Origin of the sequence: Marinobacter sp. DS40M6 (assembly GCF_028581595.1) — a bacterium.
In the GTDB taxonomy this organism is placed as follows: Bacteria; Pseudomonadota; Gammaproteobacteria; order Pseudomonadales; family Oleiphilaceae; genus Marinobacter; species Marinobacter salarius.
In genome coordinates this window covers 381,476-403,500 of sequence record NZ_JAFCAE010000003.1, presented here as the reverse complement: position 1 = coordinate 403,500, position 22,025 = coordinate 381,476, and the positions used below count along the sequence as shown (strand labels likewise).

Below are 22,025 nucleotides of genomic sequence, written 5' to 3'. Positions count from 1 at the left end.
ATAATCGAGTTAGGGCGTAGATTTCCGGTAATTCCAGTCACTATTGTTGACAAAATATGCCGGAAGCTATCGCCCAAACCTATACCCGTGCCGATGAAGCCTTCGATTGTCTGCAAACGGCCATCGTTAAGGGCGACCTTGCCCCTGGCGAAAAGATCGGCGAAGTCGAACTTTGCTCCCGTTTCAATCTTACCCGTGGCCCGCTTCGCGAGGCGCTTGGCCGCCTTGAATCCCGAGGGTTGCTGGTGCGCCGGCCCCACGCCGGGGTAAAGGTGGTCTCAGTCAGCGCTGATGAACTCATGGAGCTCTACCGCATTCGCGAAACCATGGAGGGGCTCGCCGCCCGTCAGGCCGCCGAGCGGATGACCGATCAGGAAATCGCTGACCTGTCCGCCACCCTCGATAGCCATGAGCGAATGATCGAACAGGCCCAGGGCCAGGCCTACTATCAGGCGGAAGGCGACTACGACTTCCATCACCGAATTGCCACAGGCAGTCGCAACACCAAACTCGCGCAAATGCTGCTGGGTGATCTTTACTATATGGTCCGGATGTATCGTTACCGTTTGAGCACCTCATCCGGGCGCCCTCACATGGCGCTGGGGGAGCATCGCAGGATTGTTGAAGCCATCGCCCAGCGTGACGGCGAGCTGGCGGAATTCCTGATGAAACGACACATCCATGCGGCCCGCAAAAACATCGAGAAAAAGATTCAGCAAGGCGATTTAACGATCTAGAACCGTCACCCCAAATAACGAGGTTACTCATGTCCAAAACACTATCCCCAGGCGCACGCTTCCGCAAAGCCCTGAAAGAAAACCACCCCCTACAGATCGTCGGCACCATCAACGCCTATACTGCCATGATGGCGGAAAAGGTCGGTCATCAGGCCATCTACCTGTCCGGCGGCGGTGTTGCCAATGCGTCCTATGGTTTGCCAGATCTGGGCATGACCACGCTGAACGATGTGGTCGAGGATGTCCGCCGTATCACTGCGGCCACCGACGTCCCGCTGCTGGTAGACATCGATACCGGGTGGGGCGGCGCCTTCAACATTGCTCGCACAATTCGCGAAATGGAACGCGCTGGCGCAGCGGCAGTCCATATCGAAGATCAGGTGGCCCAGAAACGCTGTGGTCACCGACCGAACAAGGAAATCGTCTCCCAGGAAGAAATGGTGGATCGCATCACGGCCGCCGTGGATGCCCGTCAGGACGATGACTTCTTCATCATGGCTCGTACCGACGCGTTCCAGAAGGAAGGCCTGGACGCCGCGATTGAGCGTGCGAAGGCCTGCATAGAGGCGGGCGCCGACGGCATTTTCGCCGAAGCGGTGACCGAGTTGGAGCACTACAAGGCCTTCTCTGAAGCCCTGGACGTGCCGGTGCTGGCCAATATTACCGAGTTCGGTGCCACGCCGTTGTACAATCGCAAGGAGCTTGCAGAAGCCGGCGCCGGTATGGTGCTGTATCCATTGAGTGCCTTTCGCGCCATGAACAAGGCTGCACTGACGGTTTACGAAAACATCCTCGAGAAAGGTGACCAGAAAGACGTGGTTGATCTTATGCAAACGCGGATGGAGTTGTACGATTTCCTGAACTACCACGATTTCGAACAGAAGCTGGACGAGCTGTTCCAGCAGAAAAAGGGTTAATCAAAATCCAAACATTGATGAGGGGGAAAACCATGGCTGAAGCAAAAAAACTCGGAGGCGCAGGTCTTCGCGGCCAGGTGGCTGGCGTAACGTCGCTGTGTACTGTTGGCCAGTCCGGTGCCGGCCTGACCTATCGTGGCTATGACATCAGCGATCTGGCGGACCACGCCCAGTTTGAAGAAGTGGCTTACCTGTTGTTGCGCGGCAAGCTGCCTAACCGGCAGGAGCTTGAGGACTACAAGAAAAAGCTTGTGAGTATGCGTGAACTGCCATACGCCGTGAAATCCGTACTGGAGCATATTCCCAAAGACGCCCACCCCATGGACGTCATGCGCACCGGCTGCTCCATGCTGGGTAACCTGGAAACGGAGACCGACTTCAGCCAGCAGGACGACAAAATCGATCGCATGCTGGCACTGTTCCCGGCCATCATCACCTACTGGTACCGCTTCGCCCATGAAGGCGTGCGCATCGATACCGCCAGCGACGTGGATTCCATTGGCGGCCATTTCCTGGAACTGCTCCACGGCAAGAAACCCAGCGAACTGCATGAGCGAGTTATGAACGTGTCGCTGATTCTTTATGCAGAGCATGAGTTCAACGCCTCTACCTTCACGGCTCGAGTGTGCGCTTCCACCCTGTCGGATATCCACAGCTGCGTGACCGGTGCGATTGGTACGCTGCGCGGCCCGCTTCACGGTGGCGCCAATGAGGCGGCCATGGCGCTGATCCAGAAATTCCAGACCCCGGACGAAGCCGAGAAAGGCCTGCTGGGCATGCTGGAGCGCAAAGAGAAGATTATGGGCTTCGGCCATGCGATCTATCGGGAGTCTGATCCCCGCAACGCCATCATCAAGAAATGGTCCGAGGAGCTCGCCAAGGAAGTGGGTGATACCGTTCTGTACCCGGTATCGGTTCGTTGTGAGGAAGTCATGTGGCGCGAGAAGAAGCTGTTCTGCAACGCCGACTTCTTCCATGCCTCCGCCTATCACTTCATGGGTATCCCGACCGAATTGTTTACCCCCATCTTCGTGATGTCACGGGTGTCTGGTTGGACCGCCCACGTGAAAGAGCAGCGTGAGAACAACCGCATCATCCGCCCAAGTGCCGATTACGATGGCCCGGCGGATTCGAAGTGGGTGCCGATCGACGAGCGGCCGTAATCCGATAAACCAGAATTTGAGTACCGCCCATGAACATTGATTACCGCAAACCTCTCCCGGGCACCGACCTGGAGTATTTTGACACCCGTCAGGCTGTGGAAGACATCCAGCCTGGCGCCTACGACAAACTGCCGTACACCTCCAAGATCCTGGCGGAGCAGTTAGTTCGTCGTTGTGATCCATCGGCACTGACGGATTCCCTCAAGCAGCTGATCGAACGCAAACGGGACCTGGATTTTCCCTGGTACCCGGCCCGCGTGGTCTGCCATGACATCCTTGGCCAGACGGCCCTGGTAGATCTGGCTGGCCTGCGCGATGCCATCAAGGAAAAGGGTGGTGATCCGGCGAAAGTCAATCCGGTGGTGCCCACCCAGTTGATCGTGGATCACTCGCTGGCCGTTGAGCATGCTGGTTTCGAGAAAGACGCGTTCGAGAAAAACCGTGCCGTGGAAGACCGCCGCAACGACGACCGTTTCCACTTCATCAACTGGACCAAGACGGCGTTCAAGAACGTAGATGTGATTCCTCCGGGCAACGGCATCATGCACCAGATCAACCTGGAGAAGATGTCGCCGGTGGTTCAGAACCGTGACGGTATTGCGTATCCGGATACCTGCGTGGGAACCGACAGCCACACGCCAATGGTAGACGCCCTTGGTGTTATCTCCGTGGGCGTGGGCGGCCTTGAAGCCGAAAGCGTGATGCTGGGCCGCGCCTCCATGATGCGCCTGCCAGACATCGTGGGTGTGGAGCTCAAGGGCAAGCTGCAACCAGGAATCACCGGTACCGACATGGTGCTGGCTATCACTGAATTCCTGCGTAAGGAAAGGGTGGTAGGTGCCTACCTGGAATTCTACGGCGAAGGCGCCGACAGCCTGACCGTAGGTGACCGGGCCACCATCTCCAACATGACTCCGGAATACGGTGCCACGGCGGCGATGTTCTATATCGACGGCCAGACCATCGATTACCTCAAGCTGACCGGTCGTGAAGACGAACAGGTCGCCCTGGTTGAGAGATACGCCAAAGAGACAGGCCTGTGGGCCGACAGCATGAAAAACGCCGAATACGAGCGAGTGCTGACATTTGACCTGTCCAAGGTACATCGTACGCTGGCGGGCCCGTCTAACCCCCACGCGCATCTTCCCACCTCCGAACTGGCCGAGCGCGGTGTTGCCGGCAAATGGGAAAAAGAAGAGGGCAAGATGCCGGACGGCGCGTGCATCATCGCCGCGATTACCAGTTGCACGAATACCAGTAACCCCCGCAATATGGTGGCCGCAGGCCTGATCGCCCGTAATGCCAACAAACTGGGCCTGACTCGCAAGCCCTGGGTAAAGACTTCCCTGGCGCCGGGCTCCAAGACGGTAAAAATGTATCTGGAAGAAGCCAGCCTGATGTCCGAGCTGGAAGAACTCGGCTTCGGCGTAGTGGCTTTCGCCTGCACCACCTGTAATGGCATGAGTGGCGCACTGGACCCGAAGATCCAAAAGGAAATTGTTGATCGGGACCTGTATTCCACCGCCGTGCTTTCGGGCAACCGGAACTTTGACGGCCGCATTCACCCCTACGCTAAACAGGCGTTCCTGGCATCGCCGCCGCTTGTGGTGGCCTATGCGATTGCGGGCACCATCCGCTTCGACATCGAAAAAGACGCCCTGGGGCACGACAAGGATGGCAACCCCATTACCTTGAAGGACATCTGGCCGGATGATGCGGAAATTGATGCCATCGTGAAGTCCAGTGTGAAGCCGGAGCAGTTCCGCAGCACTTATATTCCGATGTTCGACATCACCCGGGATGCGCACGCCAACACCAACCCGAACTACGACTGGCGCCCCCAGAGCACCTACATTCGTCGCCCGCCGTACTGGGAAGGTGGCATGGTAGGCGAGAAAACCCTCAAGGGTATGCGCCCGCTGGCGGTGTTGCCGGACAACATCACCACCGACCACCTGTCGCCGTCCAATGCCATCCTGATGGACAGCGCAGCCGGTGAATACCTGCATAAAATGGGCGTGCCGGAGGAAGACTTCAACTCCTACGCCACCCATCGGGGCGATCACCTGACGGCTCAGCGCGCCACGTTTGCCAACCCGAAACTGTTCAATGAAATGGTCCGGGACGAGAATGGCAAGGTGAAGCAGGGCTCCCTGGCGAGGGTTGAGCCGGAAGGCAAGGTCACCCGCATGTGGGAAGCCATCGAAACCTACATGGAGCGGAAGCAGCCACTGATCATCATCGCTGGCGCCGACTATGGTCAGGGTTCCTCCCGCGACTGGGCGGCCAAGGGCGTGGCCCTGGCGGGTGTGGAAGCCATCGTTGCCGAAGGCTTTGAGCGCATTCACCGTACCAATCTCGTCGGCATGGGCGTTATGCCCCTGCAGTTCGAGGAAGGCACCACGCGGCAAACCCTGGGTATTGATGGTACTGAAACCTATGATGTAGAGGGCACTGCTGCACCGCGTGCGCAACTCACTCTGGTTATCCATCGCAACAATGGCAGCACCGAGCGTGTGCCCGTGATCTGTCGTCTGGATACAGCGGAAGAAGTGTCTATCTATAGTGCTGGTGGCGTGCTTCAGCGCTTTGCCGAGGACTTCCTGCAATCGGAGGGCGCCGCATGACCCACGCGCCCCAGATAAAAGTTCCCGCCACCTACATGCGTGGCGGCACCAGCAAGGGCGTGTTCTTTCGGCTGAAGGATCTGCCGGAAGCGGCACAAGTCCCGGGCAAAGCCCGGGATAACCTTCTGCTGCGTGTGATTGGCAGCCCGGACCCTTACCAGAAGCAGATCGACGGCATGGGCGGAGCCACCTCCAGCACCAGCAAAACCGTGATCCTGGCCGAGCCGACGCAACCGGACCACGACGTGGACTACCTCTTCGGTCAGGTGTCCATCGACAAGCCGTTCGTCGACTGGAGCGGGAACTGCGGCAACCTGACCGCCGCCGTCGGCGCATTTGCCATCAATGGTGGTTTCGTCGCTCAAGAGCGCATTCCGGAAAACGGTATTGCCACGGTTCGCATCTGGCAGGCCAACATCCGGAAAACCATCGTTGCCCGCATTCCCATCACCAATGGTGAAGTGCAGGAAACCGGTGATTTCGAACTGGACGGCGTGACCTTCCCGGCTGCCGAAGTCCAGGTGGAATTCATGGACCCCGCCGATGGCGAAGGCGCCATGTTCCCCACCGGCAACCTGGTGGACGACCTGGACGTACCCGGTGTTGGCACCCTCAAGGCCACCATTATCAATGCCGGCATTCCCACCATCTTCCTGAATGCAGAAGACATTGGCTACAAGGGCACGGAACTGCAGGACGATATCAACAGCAATCCCGAGGCCCTGGCGATGTTTGAAACCATCCGCGCCCACGGTGCTGTCAAAATGGGACTGATTCAGTCCGTAGAAGAGGCCGCCAGCCGCCAGCACACGCCCAAGGTGGCGTTTGTGGCAAAGCCTTCTGCCTATTTGTCTTCCAGTGGCAAAGCCATTGGGGCAGGGGATGTGGACGTGCTGGTGCGGGCCCTTTCCATGGGTAAGCTCCACCACGCGATGATGGGAACAGCCGCCGTTGCTATTGCTACTGCAGCTGCCGTACCGGGAACTCTGGTTAACCTGGCCGCCGGCGGCGGTGACAGAACCTCCGTGACCTTCGGCCACCCATCAGGCACCTTGCAGGTTGGTGCGGAAGCCAGTCTGGTCAACGGCCAGTGGACAGCCACCAAAGCCATCATGAGCCGCAGCGCGCGAGTGCTTATGGAAGGTTGGGTTAGGGTGCCCTTGATCTAATTGTGACGCTGGTTGCGACAGGTTTCACGATTCCAGAATTCAGCGCTTGTAAGCTCTTTGAATAAAAGAGATAAACGCTTAAATTTCAACGGAATGTGAAAAATGTCGCAACCATTCGGTCCGTCTGGCCTTCCTCTTATTGTTTGTTCAATCGCCTTGGCATTGGTTGGATGTGGTGACGGTGGATCCTCCTCATCATCGAATTCTTCGCAAGCTGGGCAAGACAACGCTGGCCCCGGAGTGACGGCGAAATCCCTGCCTGAACTGGATGGCTATATTGAGCACGACTATTCCTTACGAGGCACGAACGAGAACCCACGGGTTTATCGTCGTAATCTTGAATCTCACTCGCTGGCTTATGTGCAGGCAGGGGATAAGGTGGGTGGGCAGGTATTTGCCGGGGGTGTCTTTACCGACAATCTGTTCGCTCCAGCCGCCGTAACCGCAAGCTCAACCAGCGTGTCGATTCACAGCCGCGTTGATGGAACAAGTGTCAAACTGTCGAATATTGGTGGCGGGCAGGAACCTTGTTCCGTTAAGGGTTTCGTGAACAGTGACCTGTCGACAGGACTTGTCAATCTGGCGATGTCCGGCGGTAATCTGACATGCGACCTCTCGGTTGATTCCGACGACACGCATTACTGGTGGACATTGGGAGCCAATACGTTCGAGGTCTGGGAAGCGGATGGGGTGTCATCCTACACGGATGTATTCTTCAACGGCGACGGCGATATCGATTTTGTGGTCGCCAATAACTATGCCGAAAGGACGATCATCCTGTATGGAGAGTCAGGCGCTGAGCTGAAGCGGGTGGCGGGAAGCACTTGGGTGCCGAGAGTCTACCCCATGGCAGAACCCGGCCCCACACGGGATGAGACGTTTGTGGGTGTGCTCAGTGACGGCGAGTTTTTGATTACATCAGTTGCAATGCTGTTGGACTCCGGTCTTGCAGGCGCACAACCTGTGCTGTCGGGACTTTCTGAGTCTGCCAGGTTGGCGTCACTCTCTTTGATCGAGGACGACAAATACACAATCATCGCGGACCGTGGCGTGTTGCACAAGGTCGATGAAATCAATCGATCTGCCTCTTTGTTTGCTGATTTCTCAGATAAGTTTGCGGATGGTTGGGCGCTCGACGATGTTGTCGTTATGGGCGACAAAGCCATCGCTTTATGGACGACTTTTCAGGGTGCTGATCGCTCAGACCCTCTCGGTGAAGTCTATACCGTCGATCTGAGTTCGGGTGAGGTCGATTTGCTTCTTGCGGTGGAATCTACGTTTGTTGCTTCTCGAACGGAATCACTGCTTTTCGTCAATTTCCTGGATTTCTCAGGTCGTAACAGAACCCTGATTGTAGGCCGGCCCGGTGGCCCGGTTGTGCCTAACGCGGAAACCTACTATGCAACGTCGATGAATCTGACTCGTGGCGGAGACCGAGCAAAAGTGCTGGCGATGAGCTCTTCCATCGAGAGGGATGTGCTCAGCCCTGCGGGATTGCTCAACCCCGACATATGGGCCGTCAATGAAACCACCGGGAACATAACAAGCAAGGTAATGACGCTGCCTTACAATTGTTACTCTATGGACTCTCTTTATGCGATTAACAGTCACCTCAGTGTCGTGTCTTTCTGTGAGGATGGGTTCGCAATAGAAGAGCTGGAGCTAGAGAGAGGGACATTGAGTTTCGTCACCTCGGATCTGCGGGCAATAAACTGAAGGGTAATGATTGGAAAGCTAAAAGCCTCACCAGCTTGAGCCTGGAGGCCCACGTTCCGGCTCCGCAAAACACCTGTCGAGCTTGCGGAGCCGAAGCGCTCTACTTATGCCTTGCGACTACGGCGACGCAGTCCAAAACCCAGGGCGCCAAGCCCCAGCAGGGCCAGGGTGCTGGGTTCCGGAACCGGGTTGGTCGGAGTAATCGGGCTACCGGCGTCGAAATCGTTGTTGTCAGTATCGCTCAGGAAGCTGAACATGCCTGAGAACAGGCTGCCATCGAAATCGATAGCCATGGTTGTAAACAGGTCGTCGTAAAATACACCATCGAGGGAAAGCTTGTCGGAGTATTCAACGTTCACGGTTGTGCTATCCGTCAGATCGCCGGAATTGGACAGTCGAAAAGGCTTGCCCAGGGCTGAATCTGGTGAGCGGGAGTCGCTACCAACAATGTCAAAGATCGTGTTTCCCGGACGCCCGTTCAATACGATGCTGGTGACGTCTTGAACGGAATTGAAGGTAAACGGGGAGCTGTAGGTGTCTCCATTGATAGACAAGCTCCAGCCACTACCGATGGCTTCGCCATAGGAAGAGCTGCCGACTGTACCGTCAAATGCCACGGTTTCACAGGCTGCGCTGGCAAAGCAAGTAGTGACTTCCATGCCGTCCATCAGCGAGCCGTCGGTTGAATACCCGGTCAGCATTTCGGTGTTGTAGAGGTCGCCGTCAGAGTTGACGACGTTTACGATGGGGGCTGCGTAAGCGTTCCCAGCCATTGCAGCGGCCAATCCCAGGCCAATCACTATTTTGTGGTCAAATCCTTTCATACTTCATTCTCCTTGCGTTTTTACAGATATCCATATTCACCCCGCGTTTCCTGCAGAGTGGTCTCCGGACTGCGTTCTCAGCAAGAAAAAAGCCAGCTTGGATATTTTTCGGTTAAAACAGCCGGTTGCCATTTTCTGAATACTCTGGTCACCGGTGAGGCATTGAAAAGTGTATAAAAAGTCAACGCTTAAGATCTGGATGGCTGTATCCCGGCCGGGCCGATGTACTAACCTGTTTGGCATGACTGTTTTTCGTTCTTAGTCTCTCACTGAGATCCAAAACCAATAAGGGATTCGCAATGAGCTCCAACGCTGATCAGAACATTCGCCCCGACTATGACGACGTCCTGCAGGCAATCGCCGACTACGCTCTCGGCTATCGGATAAAAAGCAAAGAGGCTTGGAATACCGCGAGAAACTGCCTGATAGATACCCTCGGTTGCGGCCTTCTCGCCCTGCGTTTTCCTGAATGCACCAAGCACCTTGGGCCGCTGGTTGACGGCACCGTTGTACCCCATGGCGCCCGTGTTCCGGGCACTCCTTACAGACTCGATCCGGTAAAGGCGGCCTGGGATATTGGCTGTATCGTGCGCTGGCTGGACTACAACGATACCTGGCTGGCGGCGGAGTGGGGCCACCCCTCGGATAACCTGGGGGGCATACTGGCCGTGGCGGATCATCTGTCCCAGAAGCGGGTGGCGGAGGGCAAGGCGCCCCTGACCATGCGGGATGTCCTGGAGGCTATGATCATGGCCCATGAAATCCAGGGGGTGCTTGCACTCGAAAACTCGTTTAACCGGGTGGGGCTGGATCACGTTGTGCTCGTCAAGGTGGCCTCAACCGCTGTTGTCGCAAAACTGATGGGTGCCAGTCGCGATCAAATGCTGTCGGCCTTGTCCCATGCCTGGGTGGACGGTCAGGCGCTGCGAACCTACCGTCATGCGCCGAACGCTGGCTCCCGAAAATCCTGGGCGGCGGGAGATGCAACGTCCCGGGCCGTGCGGCTGGCCGATATTGCAATGCGGGGAGAAATGGGTATCCCGGGGGTGCTCACGGCGCCCCAATGGGGCTTCTACGACGTTCTGTTCAGCAAAACCAATAAAGATCAGAAACTGAAACCTGAGGACAAGCGTCAGTTTACTTTACCCCAGGCTTTTGGCGCCTACGTGATGGAAAACATTCTGTTCAAGATTTCCTTCCCGGCCGAGTTCCATGCTCAAACAGCGGCGGAAGCAGCGGTCATACTTCATCCCGAGGTAAAAGACCGCCTGGATGACATCGAACGAATCGTTATCACCACCCACGAATCTGCCATCCGTATCATCTCGAAACAGGGCACATTGGCAAACGCGGCCGACCGGGATCACTGCCTTCAATACATGGCTGCTGTACCGCTGATTTTTGGGAGGCTGACAGCGGAGCATTATGAAGACAGCTTCCATGAGGCCAATCCGATGATCGACCAACTCCGAGACAAGATGGACGTGGTTGAGGATGAGCGATACACGCGTGAGTATCTGGAAGCAGATAAGCGCTCAATTGCCAATGCGATTCAGGTGTTCTTCGCCGACGGCACCAGCACGGATAAGGTGGCAGTTGAGTATCCCATTGGCCATCGCCGTCGCCGAAAGGAGGGGATTCCCCTGCTTGAGGATAAGTTCCGCCATAACCTGGCGACCCGGTTTCCTGGTCAGCGCTGCGAGAAGATCTTTAACCTGTGTAAAGATCAAGCGCTATTGGAGTCGACCCCCGCACACGAATTTGTTGATCTGTTTGTTATCTGAACTGATTGGAGCGCCTGCTCTCCGGGCATAGCGAGGGGTTGTCGAAAAACTTTACATTGAGAAAATGTGCGGGCTTCTAACTGACTGAAAATGAACCAGTTGAAGCCGTGGCACGTCTTATGCAGTAGTTACTCCCTATCGAAGACGATTCTGTCAGCTTATATGGAGTACTGATATGAACACACTACAAACAGTCGGCGCCATTGGGGTTCTCCTTGGCGCCTGCAACTGGGCCAGCGCTGCGCCCATTCTCAGTATTAGTAGCCAGGGCGCTACAGCGGCCGCCTCCGCGGAACAGGACTTCCTGGACGCTGCGCATTCCGGTTATCTCACCGAAACGTTCGATGATAATTCTTTTTACACCGTTGGAAGCCAGGCCGGCACCATCACGTCCTCAGTGGGTTTTGGATCCTTTACCAGTGCGGTGCCAGGTTCAGGCGGTTTGTGCGATAGCGGTCCCTATAATTGCAATGGCGGTCTTGCCGTATTGAACGCCGGCGCCAGTCCCTTTAGCGGGCGCTATTCCGTATCTGGGGATAACTGGTTGGACAGTATGGATGCACGCCAGATGGTTATTTCTCCAGCGACTGGTTTTAACGCCATGGGTTTCTATATGACAGACCCCAACGATGCTGGCGGACGCCTCTCGATTGGCGGGTTCGATTTCAGCTTCAACGACATATTTGGGTCCGCTCTGGGCAACGGCAGAGTTTTTTATGTCAGCCTCTATGACGCAGCGGGTTTGGGGGATGTCAGTATTTTTTCCAACAACCCCAATGATGGGTACGGCATCGACAACATAACAGTCGCCAATGTCACAGAGCCGGGTACGCTGGCTTTGTTCGCGCTGGGACTGCTAGGGATTGGACTTTCGCTTTCGCGGAAGTCAAAGCGCAATCGCTGAGGATCAATGGCGGTGTGTCAGTATATTTTACGCAACCCAAATATTGCCAATGTAAGTTATTGTTTAATAATGAATAAATAATTGGCACGACAACTGCATTGGTTTGGGCGGTTGATGAGAATCATAAGATGTAGACAAGGAGCAGTAAAATGAAAATGACTTCAAAGCTGATTGCAGCGGCGATGCTGGTGGGAACGTTCTCGGTAGCTCAGGCCGCTCCAATGGACGTTTTCGACCTGAAAACAGACGGTGGCGCGGACGTGTTTACCGATTCCCTCGGTGAAGGCGCGTTCTACGACAACGGAGCCTCTTTTGCGAAACTGAACGATGTTGATGGTAACCAGGATTCAGCCGGTGCCTTCCTGCTGTTTGAATTTGCAGGTTTTGCGAACATCAACAACTTCGGTATCTATAACCTGAACGACACCAACGAAACACTTCAGGTGTTTTCAGGGTCGGAAGGCTCTGGCGGTCGCCAGGTAGAATTTGACCTGGACGCTGGAACGGCTTCCACTCACTTCGGAACAGCCAACATTGGCTCTACGTTCGGCTTCTATCTGCAGCGCGGCAACACCACGTTCTATTCAGATGCCAGCCTGAACGGCGGCGTTGACATGACGCGGATCTTTGACGTGACTGGCAGCCAGAACAGCAGCTTCTTTGGCAGCTCACTGATTGTGGCCTTCGAAGACCTGATTGATGGTGACTTTGATTACAACGATCTGATCGTTGGAATTTCAGACGTGCAAGCAGTGCCTGAGCCAGGAACGCTCGCTCTGTTTGGTCTTGGCCTTCTGGGCCTCGGTATGACTCGCCGTCGCAAGTCAGCCTGAGCTATGTAAGCCATGAAACACCCTGCCTTGATCTCTGGGGCAGGGTGTTTTGCGTTTCTGGCGTCGCGTTGGGTGCTGTCCTTCTACTGTCCCTGATTGCAGTATCATTAAAATACAGTAAACTCTGTTCATCGTTAGATCTGCAGCATGGGATGCGCAGACGCATTTCCAGTGAACAGCAAAAGGAGTTGGCGTGGCCCACGTCAGATTGTTCAGGCACTACATTCATGTCCCTTTCGTTATTCTGGGCTTAATTGATTTTGTTGTCCTGGCCGTAAGTTTCTCGCTTGCCGCATTTTTTCGCCACTTCGGCGAAGTGTCCTTCTTTCTCGACAGCTATGTATTCCTGCTGCCTTCCGCTGTTGTTTTCAGTCTCGTCAACCTGGTAGTCATGATTGCCCTGGGTGTTCATCAGTCCCGCCTGGAAGAAGGCATGTCCGGGATGATGCTGAGGACCATTTTTTCGCTCATTATCGGCGTTCCGGCGGTGAGTGTTCTATTTATCATCGGCAACGACTGGCTCTGGTATCTCGGCTTCACGGATCTCCTCACATCGGCCTCGGTCTTTGGATTCTTCCTGCTGGGAATATGCCGTTGGGTCTTCTTCGCAATGGCAGGTAAGGACGCGTTCAAGCGAAAAGTTCTCGTACTCGGAGCGGGTTTCAGGGCCCGGCAGCTTCTGGAAGACCTTACAACGCCGTTTAATCGTAAGGGTTTTATCCTGACAGGGTTTGTGCCGATTCCCGATGAGCCGATTCAGGTCAGTGATGAAAACCTTCTCCAGATCCCGACCACGTTGCATCAATACATCCTCAAGCACCCAGCAAAGGAGATCGTGGTTGCTGTCGACGATCGCCGTAAGGGGTTGCCGATGGAAGATCTTTTGGAATGCAAAATGCTGGGTGTCCGTATCGTGGATGGGGCTAGTTTCTACGAGAGAGAGTCACGGAAAGTCGCACTGGAGATGGTAACCCACGGCTGGCTGGTATTCTCGGACGGCTTCAAAGTGTCGTCGGTATATGGGTTTGGCAAGCGTTTGCTGGACATCCTGGCGGCGGGTGTGTTGTTACTGGCAGGCCTGCCACTGATGATTCTCACGGCAATTGCCATCAAGATTGAAGACGGGATAAAGGCGCCCGTGTTTTACAGCCAGGAGAGAGTAGGCCTTAACGGCAGTGTCTTTAAGGTTCACAAATTCCGTTCAATGATCACCGATGCAGAGAAAAACGGTGCAGTATGGGCCAGTCAGAATGACGCACGGGTCACGAAAGTGGGTGATATTATTCGTAAAATCCGCGTGGATGAATTGCCCCAGATCTTTAACGTTATCAACGGCACTATGGCATTTGTGGGCCCTCGCCCTGAAAGGCCTGTCTTTGTTGAGCAATTGTCGGAGAAGATTCCATTCTACAGCGAGCGCCACCGGGTAAAGCCGGGTTTGACGGGTTGGGCCCAGCTTTGTTTTGCTTATGCTGATAATGAAGAAGATACACGGGAAAAACTTCGTTACGACCTTTATTACATCAAAAATCAGAGTTTATTACTGGATTTGTTGATTATAATTCAGACAGTAGAAGTGGTATTGTTTAAGAAAGGATCACGGTAGTTTCGGGACCCACATTTCCGAGACATGGAAACAGGCAAGGAATTGTAGAGAGGACGAACAATGTCATCCAAGTATTCGCTCCTGGGATTGGTTTTATCCCTGACCGCAGTCATTCTTGTTTCGGGTTGCGCTGGCCCGAAAACCTCATCACCGGAACAGATTCAACGTGCCTTGGCCGTCGACACGGTCAATAGCGTTGATGAATATATCCTCGGTGCCACTGACGTGGTGCGTGTCTCTGTGTGGCGCAATGAGGACCTGAGCATTTCCGTGCCTATTCGGCCCGATGGAAAAATCTCAGTACCGCTTGTGGGCGACGTGCAGGCCTCCGGCCGAACACCTGATGCCCTGGCAAACGACATAGAGACCAAGCTCTCGGCCTATATCCGGGAACCTCAGGTCAGTATCGTTGTCACCAGCATGGGGAGCCATGAATACTCAGACCGAGTACGTGTAACGGGTGCGGTACAGCAGCCGACATCGGTTCCTCACCGCGCCGGCATGACGGTGCTTGATATGGTTCTCACCTCAGGCGGCGTTACACCATTTGCGTCCCCGAATAACTCCGTACTCTACCGGGCCGTTGAGGGCGAGGTGGTTGCTATTCCAGTCAAGCTGGACGAAATCCTCTCTCGCGGCGATATATCGACAAACTACAAACTACGGCCGGGAGATATCCTGACCATACCTGAGAGAAGCTTATAACCCGGCACCGGGTAAGATGGTTGATCCCGGATGGGCTTTTTGAATAACGGACTATTGCTATGGCACTTCCTTTAAACCAGTTACCGAAAGAGATCGTACGGGAAGTACGGTCTCGTAAATGGCTGGCACTGTTGTTGTTTGCAGTCGTCAGTTTCTCGGTATTGGCTGCCGGTTTCGTCTGGCCTTATAAATATCAGTCGGAAGTTGTTATTTTTGTCGACGACAGAAATATCATCCAGCCGCTCATGGAAGGCAGGGCTGTTGCCACCGAAGTAAGCGAAAAAGTGTCTGCGGCCAGAGAGCTGCTGGGAACCAGGAGTGTGCTGGAAGGTATCGCCACAGACACGGAAATTTTCGGTGACAACGCCGCCAACTTGCCCCCCGAACAGCTAGAAGAGCGAATCAACGGATTGAAATACAGCATGTCCATAGCGCAGCGGGGCGATAATTATTTCAGTATTGGCTACTCGTCCTCCTCCGCTCTGAAGACCTTCCGTGTGGCACAAAAGCTCGGCCAGGCATTTATTGAAGAAAACGCCAGGCGCAAGCGAGAAGAAAGCCGTTCCGCCTACGATTTTATTGACAAGCAGGTTAAAAGTTACGAGCAACAGATTGGCCAGGTGGAAGAACGCCTTAAACAGTTCCTATCCGAGAACGTGGATGGCACGGAATCGGACGCGAACGCCCGTCTGTCGAATCTGCAAAGTCGCCTGGAACTGGCCCAACTGGAAAAAGAAGAGCTTGAAACCCGAGCCCAGTCGCTCGAGCGTGAACTCAACGGCGTCAGCAGGACACTTCGGCAAGGCCGCACCGTTGATGCCTATCAGGAGCGTATCAATTCCATGGAGGAGCAGTTGGATTCACTAAGGCTGCGCTACCACGATACTTATCCGGATATTGTTATTTTGCGTGAGCAGCTTGAAGAGCTGCGCAGGCAAAGAGCAAGAGCTCTCGACGATCAAGAGGTGTCGAGCGGCGCAGGCGGCGATGAAAGTATCCCCAATCCTGTGTATCAGGAGATCCGGTCCAAACTGGTCACCACGAATACAGATATAGAAACGGTTGAGACAAGAATCAGTTCTATTAAGCGCCTGGTGGGCGAACAGAAGCGCCGTATGGAGCGCATCCAGGAAAACAAAGCGCAGTATTCTGAACTGACCCGCGACATGGAAGTAAACAAAGAAATCTATAACGATCTCTTACAACGCCGAGAAAAAGCCCGTGTCTCGATGCACCTGGACATAGAAGGGCAGGGCCTTAGTTACAAGATTACCGAGACAGCGCAGTATCCCACGAGCCCTACAGGGCCAAAGTTCTCAATGTTCGCCATGGCAGGTCTTTTACTAGGTGCTGTGGCGCCTTTCGGTGCCGTTGCCGGGCTGCTTCAGGTCGACCCCCGAATTCGGTCTCGTGACCAACTGCAAGACGTTCTCGACATCCGGGTGTTGGAGCATTTGCCGGAAATTCGGACGCCTTTTGAAAAGCGGCGGGATCGAAAGGTCACCGTGGCCGTGGTTGTAATGGCGGTACTGGTTGCCGCCGCCTACGTCGCAGTAGCGCTGGCTTCTGTGTTTGGAGTGATTTGATGGCTGATTCCAGAGCAGACCAGGGAAAAGATACCCCTGCCGAGGGAAGCGTTCTTTCTGATTTCGAAAAATGGAAATCAGAAAAAATGAACAGGGAGACGGAGAATAGCAGTGGATCTGCTTCTGCGGGTAATAACCCTGAAATTGTCACTCGTGGGGAAGATCGTTTCTCCGAATGGGACGACTCGAGAATGCTCGTACCCAGCTCGTTGGAACTCGGATCTGGCAGCGTCGACAAGTACGTCATCAGTAAACAGATCGTTCGGATGCAGGAACCACGTCGTCTGACGCCGGATGATTTGGAAGAGCGACGAATTGTCTATCCGGAGTCCCCTAATAGGAAACTGGTCAACCATTTCCGGAACCTGCGAACGAAGCTGCTGGAAAAATCCGGAGGCAATAACTTTACGCTTGTGGTCAGCGGCGCAAGGGCAGGGTCTGGCTCGTCGTTTGTCGCTCTCAACCTGGCTGCAGCGTTCGCCTTTGACGAAGCAAAAACAGCGCTAATTATCGACTGCAACTTGAGGGAACCCGCTCTTCATTCAACGTTGGATATCGTTCCAGACTCGGGGTTGACGGACTTTCTCGACGACCCCGACTATGACATTGGCCGTATTCTGTATCCCACCGGGATTCCCCGGCTGCGCTTGATCCCTGCCGGAAGCCGTCGTGAAACTCCCAGTGAATTTTTCACTTCATTCCGTATGAAACAGTTCCTTCAGGCGGTACGCCGTCGTTACCCCGATCGCTTTATCGTATTGGATACTGCTCCCATTACCGAGTCACCAGACGCGCGCATCCTGACCGAACTCTGTGACTACGCAATGCTCGTTATTCCGCACGCTGGGATGACCGCCGATGGTATAGAGCAGGCGGCCGGGGCCTTCAATGCAGAGAAGTTTGTCGGAGCGGTGATTAATGGCTAACTCAATCGGGCCATGGAAGCGCTCGCCATTATCTGCTCCTGCAATGTTGGTTGGTTGTTTGGTGGTTAGCCAGTTGGCCACAGCGGAGCCTGTGAGCCTGTCCGGGGGGCTGACAAACCGTTTTAGCGACAACACCACCCGGGACGCCGACAACGAAATCAGTGATACGGAAACCCGAGTCAACCTCAGACTGTCCCATCAAAGCGACCCGGGCCAATGCCAAACCGATACGTTCGCAGACATCGGCTACGGCATCTGGCATGACAAGACCTATGATCCGGAGACCTACACAACACTCGATTTTTTGGGCAACTGTGAGCTTTTTCAGGGATTCAGCTGGGAGGTGGCCGATAACCTAAGGGACGTCGAACAGGACTCTCGTGGCACGGAAACTCCAGATAACACAACGAGCAAGAATATATTTCGCACGGGACCGACTTACGTTTTGCCACTTGGCAAAGTCGACCAGCTTCGTTTCTCCGCGCAGTATGAACAAACCGAGTTTAGTGAAACGGATGAAACTGACAGTGATCGGTATATTGGTTCGCTGGCCTGGAATCATCTGTTCAATCAGTCGTTATCTGGTGGTATCACTGTTACCGCCAATCGGGCTGAGTTCGATACCGGCGCCGAGATAGATACAGATGTAATTACCTTGGATTTCTCTCAAACCTGGGCAACAACCCGTTTGTCGGGAAGCCTTGGTGTCAGTGAGATCGAGAGCCGTTTTGGTGGTACTACCCAATCGAGTGACGGTGTTGTTGGGAATGTCTCGCTGGAGCGGGATATCAATCCAGTCACCACCTTCTATCTCGACGCCAGCCGCGAACTTACGGACCAAACCTCGGATTTCGATATTCGCTTCGGGGAGTTTGTGTTTGATCTGCGCGAGATCAGTGAAATCGAAGTCACGGCTGTTGATACTGGAATCAGAAGGCAGTTCAGTGATGGGGCACAGCTTAACGTCAACGCATTTGCCAATCGTGCTGACTATATTCGAACGAATGAAACCGAAGACCGCTTGGGGCTGGTAATAGGCTATCGCCGGCCTGTCATTCCGCTGTTAACGTTTCAGTCCAATGTTCGATACCAGTATGAAACATTCGAGGAAGACAATGTTGATGAAGAGACCGCGAGTCTGGATGTGGGGCTGACCTACGAGATAACACGTGACCTCGGCATCACGGGCAGGATTGGTCACACGTCCAGGTCCAGTGATTTCAACCCCAGCGAATATGAAGAAAACTGGGTGCTGGTTGGGCTGGACTATCGTTTCTTATGATGGTTTTTATCTGAATACCGCTATCAAAGCCGGAGTACTAAGGACGTGAAACAGAACGCCCTGACAATCGATGTCGAAGATTATTTTCAGGTAGCGGCACTTGCCGAGGCCGTCCATCGTGACGACTGGCCAACCATGGAATACCGGGTTGAAGCGAACACAGAACGGTTGCTGGAACTGTTTTCCGAGCGTGATGTGAAGGCGACCTTCTTTACCTTGGGCTGGGTTGCCGAGCGCTCCCCCGGGCTGGTGAAAAAGATCCAGCAAGCGGGGCACGAGATCGCCAGCCATGGATACAGCCACCAGTTGGTCTACACCCAGACACCGGAAGTTTTCAAGGAAGAAACCCGCAAGTCCAAGCGCATACTCGAAGACATTACCGGTGAGCCTATAACCGGCTACAGGGCTGCGAGCTATTCGATTACGGCACAGTCCCGTTGGGCTCTGGATATCCTTTGCGATGAGGGGTTCACCTGGGATTCATCGATATTCCCGGTTCACCATGATCGCTATGGCATGCCAGGCACGCCTCACGAGCCCTATCTATTGCAGGCGCCCAATGGCAAAACCCTCACGGAGTTTCCGCTGTCGACCTGCCCGATTGGTAGATACCGGTTGCCCATCGCAGGGGGTGGCTACTTCCGATTGTTCCCTTACTGGCTCAGCCATTGGGGCTTGGGCAAGATTAACCGGGCAGGGCAACCGTTTATTTTCTACCTGCACCCCTGGGAAATCGATACCGGGCAACCAAGGCTGAACGTCAAGGCATTTTCCCGCTTCCGACACTACAACAACCTGGATAAGTGCATGCATCGGCTTGAACGGCTGCTCGGCGATTTCCGTTTCGGCTCGGTATCGGACGTGCTGTCCGATATGGACATACCCACCAGGGCTGTCGCTGTCTGATCGTTGTTTAGGGAATTCTTTAAGGATAGCGTAATGGGAATGGAAACACCTATCCCCGGTCTGGAGGCTTCAAAGGCGCGGCTGGACGAGTTGAAGAGTGACAAAGGCCGTCTCAGTCGCCTGGTGGGCGAAGCCCGCAAAAGCGGAACCAATGCGGATGAACTGATTGCCGAGCTCCAACAGGTATCCAGCGAGATAAAACGGCTCCAGAAGCAGGTTAAGCAGCAACTCAATGGGGCTCAGGCACAGGACAAGTGGACCCCAAAGCCGATCACTATTCCTCCTGCTGTTGGAAATACCACGATGGCACAAGCCATCGCCGTAGAGCCCTGTGCAGATTCCGACATCCATCACGCAGAAGCCTATGTAGCCCGTCATCCTGCAGCGTCAGTTTGGCATAGGCCTGGTATTTCATCGTTCATCAGTAAAACCTACGGCCACAACACCCGATATCTCTGTGCCTACGATGACGTAGGGGGCATTGTCGGTGTGCTTCCCCTGGTACAACTCAATAGCCGGCTTTTTGGTAATTTCCTGGTTTCAATGCCCTATTTTAATTATGGCGGGGTTTTGGCGGACCATCCCGACATTGCCCAAAAACTCATCGGCGAGGGCGAAAAGTGGCGACAGCAGTTGGGAGCAGGTCACCTGGAAATGCGGTTTTGCCAGGATAATAAACTTGCCTTACCGCAACGCACGGACAAAGTCACCTTCTGGTTACCACTGCCGAGTAAGGCCAAAGACCTGTGGGACAGCTTCCAGCCCAAACTGCGTGCGCAAATCCGCCGGGGCGAGCGGGAAATGAACGGGTTCGCTATCGGTGGCGCTGACTTGCTGGACGAGTTCTATCGGGTTTTTGCCATCAACATGCGTGACCTCGGAACGCCCGTCTACGGTAAAGAGTTTTTCCGAAACTTGCTGGACACTCTAGGCGGGCAGGCGTGGCTGGTAGTTGCCCGTATTGAAGGGCAAGCGGTTGGCTGCGCTTTTTTGACCGGTTACAAGGGCCGCATGGAGATTCCCTGGGCGTCTACACTGCGCAAGTACAACCACACCAGCATCAATATGATCATGTACTGGAAAGCCCTGGAATTCGCGGTACAGCAGGGTTTCGAGGTTTTTGACTTCGGCCGTTGCAGTCACGATGCCGGCACCTATCGTTTCAAGCAACAGTGGGGTGCCCAGCCTCTGACATTGCATTGGGACTACTTGCTGCCGGAGGGAGAGGCGCTACCCGCACTCAACCCGAACAACCCGAAGTTCAGGCTGTTGATCGCCGTATGGCAGCGACTTCCGGTTTGGGTGACCATGCTGCTTGGCCCTCATATCGTCAAGGCCCTGCCGTAATGAGCCTGTTCCAGACAAAGGCGTGGCAAAGCGCCTGGTGGGACACCTGGGGGCACCAGAAAAGCTTCCGCCTTGTCCGGCCCTGGGACGGAGAAGTGTCCGGGCTGTATGAGTCCCGGTACAGGCTGAAAGGGGTGCTGCCTATACGATCGCTCCAGTTCGTAGGCACTAGCTCCCGTGAGCTGAGAACCCCAAGAACGGAACATAACCGCTTTTTTACAGACATGGGTGGCCAACCACTGATCCGTGGTTTGGAGCACCAACTGGAAAACAGCCACTGGAGCGAAGCGGTTTTCAGTGACTTGCGCACTGGCTCCGAAGAGCTATCTGCTCTGGTCACTCTTGCTGCCACCCAACGTTGGGCTTTTCGTATCATTGCGGCTGATGACGGATACGCCGTCAAGACTTCCGGCGACTTCGAAGATTACCTCGGAGCCCTGGGTGCCAACAGTCGTCTGAGACTCTATAACCGGCGGACCACATTTGAGTCGCTAGGGGAGGTGCGGCAAGAAAACCTGTGGCCAACCAGTCCGGAAGGCTTTTTCCAGGCGTTAAACCGCTTTCATCAAGCCAGGTGGAAAAAAGATTGTGTGACTGATAAAAGTCTGGCTTTCCACCGGGCTTTCCTCTCCCGGATAGAAGATGAGGGCGGTCGCCCTTTTTTATCGGCATTGTTGTGTGACAATACAGTGGTGTCCGTTCTATATAATGTCTGGTACAGGGGAGTGGTATACAACATACAGGCAGGATTTGAGGAGAACTTCCATAAAAAGCTATCTCTTGGCACTCTCCATCTCGGATATGCCATCGAGGACGCGTTCAAGCAATCAGATACTCACCGGTTTGATCTGCTAGCGGGAAAAGGCAAGAAAGAGGACTATAAAGCGCGACTGGCAACAGATACCTATCAGTTTGTATCCGTAATGCTTGTGAAAAGCGCGTTGTTCCGGGCCCTCTATTGGATGAGAGGATTGTAAGGCCATGGCAGGGACT

18 protein-coding genes are annotated in these 22,025 nt (G+C 54.5%); 17 read left to right on the top strand and 1 reads right to left on the bottom strand.

The features are described 5' to 3' along the window. Window positions 1–56: 56 nt before the first annotated feature. The 6 genes from JJO78_RS09450 to JJO78_RS09425 all read left to right on the top strand — a co-directional run bounded on the left by JJO78_RS09450 (window position 57) and on the right by JJO78_RS09425 (window position 8,329). Window positions 57–737, top strand: a complete 681-nt coding sequence (locus tag JJO78_RS09450) for a GntR family transcriptional regulator (RefSeq protein WP_036205397.1) — start codon at window positions 57–59, stop codon at window positions 735–737. A gap of 29 nt (window positions 738–766) precedes the next feature. Further along, window positions 767–1,654, top strand: coding sequence for a methylisocitrate lyase (gene prpB, locus JJO78_RS09445; protein WP_036205398.1), 888 nt, complete (start codon window positions 767–769; stop codon window positions 1,652–1,654). A gap of 32 nt (window positions 1,655–1,686) precedes the next feature. Further along, window positions 1,687–2,817, top strand: coding sequence for a bifunctional 2-methylcitrate synthase/citrate synthase (gene prpC / locus JJO78_RS09440; protein ID WP_036205399.1), 1,131 nt, complete (start codon window positions 1,687–1,689; stop codon window positions 2,815–2,817). 29 nt (window positions 2,818–2,846) lie between these two features. Continuing rightward, window positions 2,847–5,444 (top strand): Fe/S-dependent 2-methylisocitrate dehydratase AcnD, encoded by a 2,598-nt coding sequence (gene acnD, locus JJO78_RS09435; protein ID WP_075196126.1) that lies wholly within the window; start codon window positions 2,847–2,849, stop codon window positions 5,442–5,444. After that, window positions 5,441–6,613 carry a 2-methylaconitate cis-trans isomerase PrpF gene (gene prpF, locus JJO78_RS09430; RefSeq protein WP_273623494.1) on the top strand — a complete coding sequence of 391 codons (1,173 nt, stop codon included), beginning with the start codon at window positions 5,441–5,443 and terminating at the stop codon, window positions 6,611–6,613. Before acnD ends, prpF begins: the two co-directional genes overlap by 4 nt. A gap of 102 nt (window positions 6,614–6,715) precedes the next feature. After that, window positions 6,716–8,329 (top strand): hypothetical protein, encoded by a 1,614-nt coding sequence (locus tag JJO78_RS09425; protein WP_143071129.1) that lies wholly within the window; start codon window positions 6,716–6,718, stop codon window positions 8,327–8,329. Window positions 8,330–8,433: 104 nt separating this feature from the next. On the opposite strand, the gene JJO78_RS09420 is transcribed toward JJO78_RS09425, so the two are convergent. Continuing rightward, window positions 8,434–9,153, bottom strand: coding sequence for a PEP-CTERM sorting domain-containing protein (locus tag JJO78_RS09420; RefSeq protein WP_036205406.1), 720 nt, complete (start codon window positions 9,151–9,153; stop codon window positions 8,434–8,436). A 299-nt stretch (window positions 9,154–9,452) separates the two neighbouring features. Between JJO78_RS09420 and prpD the strand changes: the two genes are divergently transcribed. The 11 genes from prpD (at window position 9,453) to JJO78_RS09365 (ending at window position 22,009) form a co-directional block, all read left to right on the top strand. After that, window positions 9,453–10,937, top strand: coding sequence for a 2-methylcitrate dehydratase (prpD, locus tag JJO78_RS09415; RefSeq protein ID WP_273623492.1), 1,485 nt, complete (start codon window positions 9,453–9,455; stop codon window positions 10,935–10,937). Between the two features lie 175 nt (window positions 10,938–11,112). Then, window positions 11,113–11,841: a PEP-CTERM sorting domain-containing protein gene (locus tag JJO78_RS09410; protein ID WP_273623491.1), complete on the top strand. Its 729-nt coding sequence runs from the start codon at window positions 11,113–11,115 to the stop codon at window positions 11,839–11,841. Between the two features lie 149 nt (window positions 11,842–11,990). Continuing rightward, on the top strand, window positions 11,991–12,674 hold the full coding sequence (locus JJO78_RS09405) for a PEP-CTERM sorting domain-containing protein (RefSeq protein ID WP_091641255.1): 684 nt from the start codon (window positions 11,991–11,993) through the stop codon (window positions 12,672–12,674). A gap of 193 nt (window positions 12,675–12,867) precedes the next feature. Then, window positions 12,868–14,280: a TIGR03013 family XrtA/PEP-CTERM system glycosyltransferase gene (locus JJO78_RS09400; protein WP_126812424.1), complete on the top strand. Its 1,413-nt coding sequence runs from the start codon at window positions 12,868–12,870 to the stop codon at window positions 14,278–14,280. A gap of 60 nt (window positions 14,281–14,340) precedes the next feature. Beyond that, on the top strand, window positions 14,341–14,985 hold the full coding sequence (locus JJO78_RS09395; protein WP_091641250.1) for an XrtA/PEP-CTERM system exopolysaccharide export protein: 645 nt from the start codon (window positions 14,341–14,343) through the stop codon (window positions 14,983–14,985). A 59-nt stretch (window positions 14,986–15,044) separates the two neighbouring features. Next, the gene (locus tag JJO78_RS09390) at window positions 15,045–16,571 is read left to right on the top strand and encodes an XrtA system polysaccharide chain length determinant (RefSeq protein ID WP_273623487.1); all 1,527 of its coding nucleotides are present in this window, start codon (window positions 15,045–15,047) and stop codon (window positions 16,569–16,571) included. Further along, the gene (locus tag JJO78_RS09385) at window positions 16,571–17,497 is read left to right on the top strand and encodes a polysaccharide biosynthesis protein (protein ID WP_273623486.1); all 927 of its coding nucleotides are present in this window, start codon (window positions 16,571–16,573) and stop codon (window positions 17,495–17,497) included. The genes JJO78_RS09390 and JJO78_RS09385 overlap by 1 nt, the downstream gene beginning before the upstream one ends. Continuing rightward, complete coding sequence (locus tag JJO78_RS09380; protein ID WP_273623484.1) at window positions 17,490–18,779, top strand: outer membrane beta-barrel protein; 1,290 nt, start codon at window positions 17,490–17,492, stop codon at window positions 18,777–18,779. Before JJO78_RS09385 ends, JJO78_RS09380 begins: the two co-directional genes overlap by 8 nt. Before the next feature lie 45 nt (window positions 18,780–18,824). After that, window positions 18,825–19,685: an XrtA system polysaccharide deacetylase gene (locus JJO78_RS09375; RefSeq protein WP_273623482.1), complete on the top strand. Its 861-nt coding sequence runs from the start codon at window positions 18,825–18,827 to the stop codon at window positions 19,683–19,685. A 39-nt stretch (window positions 19,686–19,724) separates the two neighbouring features. Further along, the gene (locus JJO78_RS09370; protein WP_273623481.1) at window positions 19,725–21,032 is read left to right on the top strand and encodes a FemAB family XrtA/PEP-CTERM system-associated protein; all 1,308 of its coding nucleotides are present in this window, start codon (window positions 19,725–19,727) and stop codon (window positions 21,030–21,032) included. A gap of 251 nt (window positions 21,033–21,283) precedes the next feature. Then, on the top strand, window positions 21,284–22,009 hold the full coding sequence (locus JJO78_RS09365) for a GNAT family N-acetyltransferase (protein ID WP_273623480.1): 726 nt from the start codon (window positions 21,284–21,286) through the stop codon (window positions 22,007–22,009). Window positions 22,010–22,025 lie beyond the last annotated feature (16 nt).

Excerpts from the sequence above, each read along its gene's own strand:
- JJO78_RS09385 (WP_273623486.1), top strand. The coding sequence starts at position 16,571 with ATGGCTGATTCCAGAGCAGACCAGGGAAAAGATACCCCTGCCGAGGGA.
- acnD (WP_075196126.1), top strand. The coding sequence starts at position 2,847 with ATGAACATTGATTACCGCAAACCTCTCCCGGGCACCGACCTGGAGTAT.
- JJO78_RS09405 (WP_091641255.1), top strand. The coding sequence starts at position 11,991 with ATGAAAATGACTTCAAAGCTGATTGCAGCGGCGATGCTGGTGGGAACG.
- JJO78_RS09410 (WP_273623491.1), top strand. The coding sequence starts at position 11,113 with ATGAACACACTACAAACAGTCGGCGCCATTGGGGTTCTCCTTGGCGCC.
- prpF (WP_273623494.1), top strand. The coding sequence starts at position 5,441 with ATGACCCACGCGCCCCAGATAAAAGTTCCCGCCACCTACATGCGTGGC.
- prpC (WP_036205399.1), top strand. The coding sequence starts at position 1,687 with ATGGCTGAAGCAAAAAAACTCGGAGGCGCAGGTCTTCGCGGCCAGGTG.
- prpB (WP_036205398.1), top strand. The coding sequence starts at position 767 with ATGTCCAAAACACTATCCCCAGGCGCACGCTTCCGCAAAGCCCTGAAA.
- JJO78_RS09390 (WP_273623487.1), top strand. The coding sequence starts at position 15,045 with ATGGCACTTCCTTTAAACCAGTTACCGAAAGAGATCGTACGGGAAGTA.
- JJO78_RS09370 (WP_273623481.1), top strand. The coding sequence starts at position 19,725 with ATGGAAACACCTATCCCCGGTCTGGAGGCTTCAAAGGCGCGGCTGGAC.
- prpD (WP_273623492.1), top strand. The coding sequence starts at position 9,453 with ATGAGCTCCAACGCTGATCAGAACATTCGCCCCGACTATGACGACGTC.
- JJO78_RS09380 (WP_273623484.1), top strand. The coding sequence starts at position 17,490 with ATGGCTAACTCAATCGGGCCATGGAAGCGCTCGCCATTATCTGCTCCT.
- JJO78_RS09425 (WP_143071129.1), top strand. The coding sequence starts at position 6,716 with ATGTCGCAACCATTCGGTCCGTCTGGCCTTCCTCTTATTGTTTGTTCA.
- JJO78_RS09450 (WP_036205397.1), top strand. The coding sequence starts at position 57 with ATGCCGGAAGCTATCGCCCAAACCTATACCCGTGCCGATGAAGCCTTC.
- JJO78_RS09420 (WP_036205406.1), bottom strand. The coding sequence starts at position 9,153 with ATGAAAGGATTTGACCACAAAATAGTGATTGGCCTGGGATTGGCCGCT.
- JJO78_RS09395 (WP_091641250.1), top strand. The coding sequence starts at position 14,341 with ATGTCATCCAAGTATTCGCTCCTGGGATTGGTTTTATCCCTGACCGCA.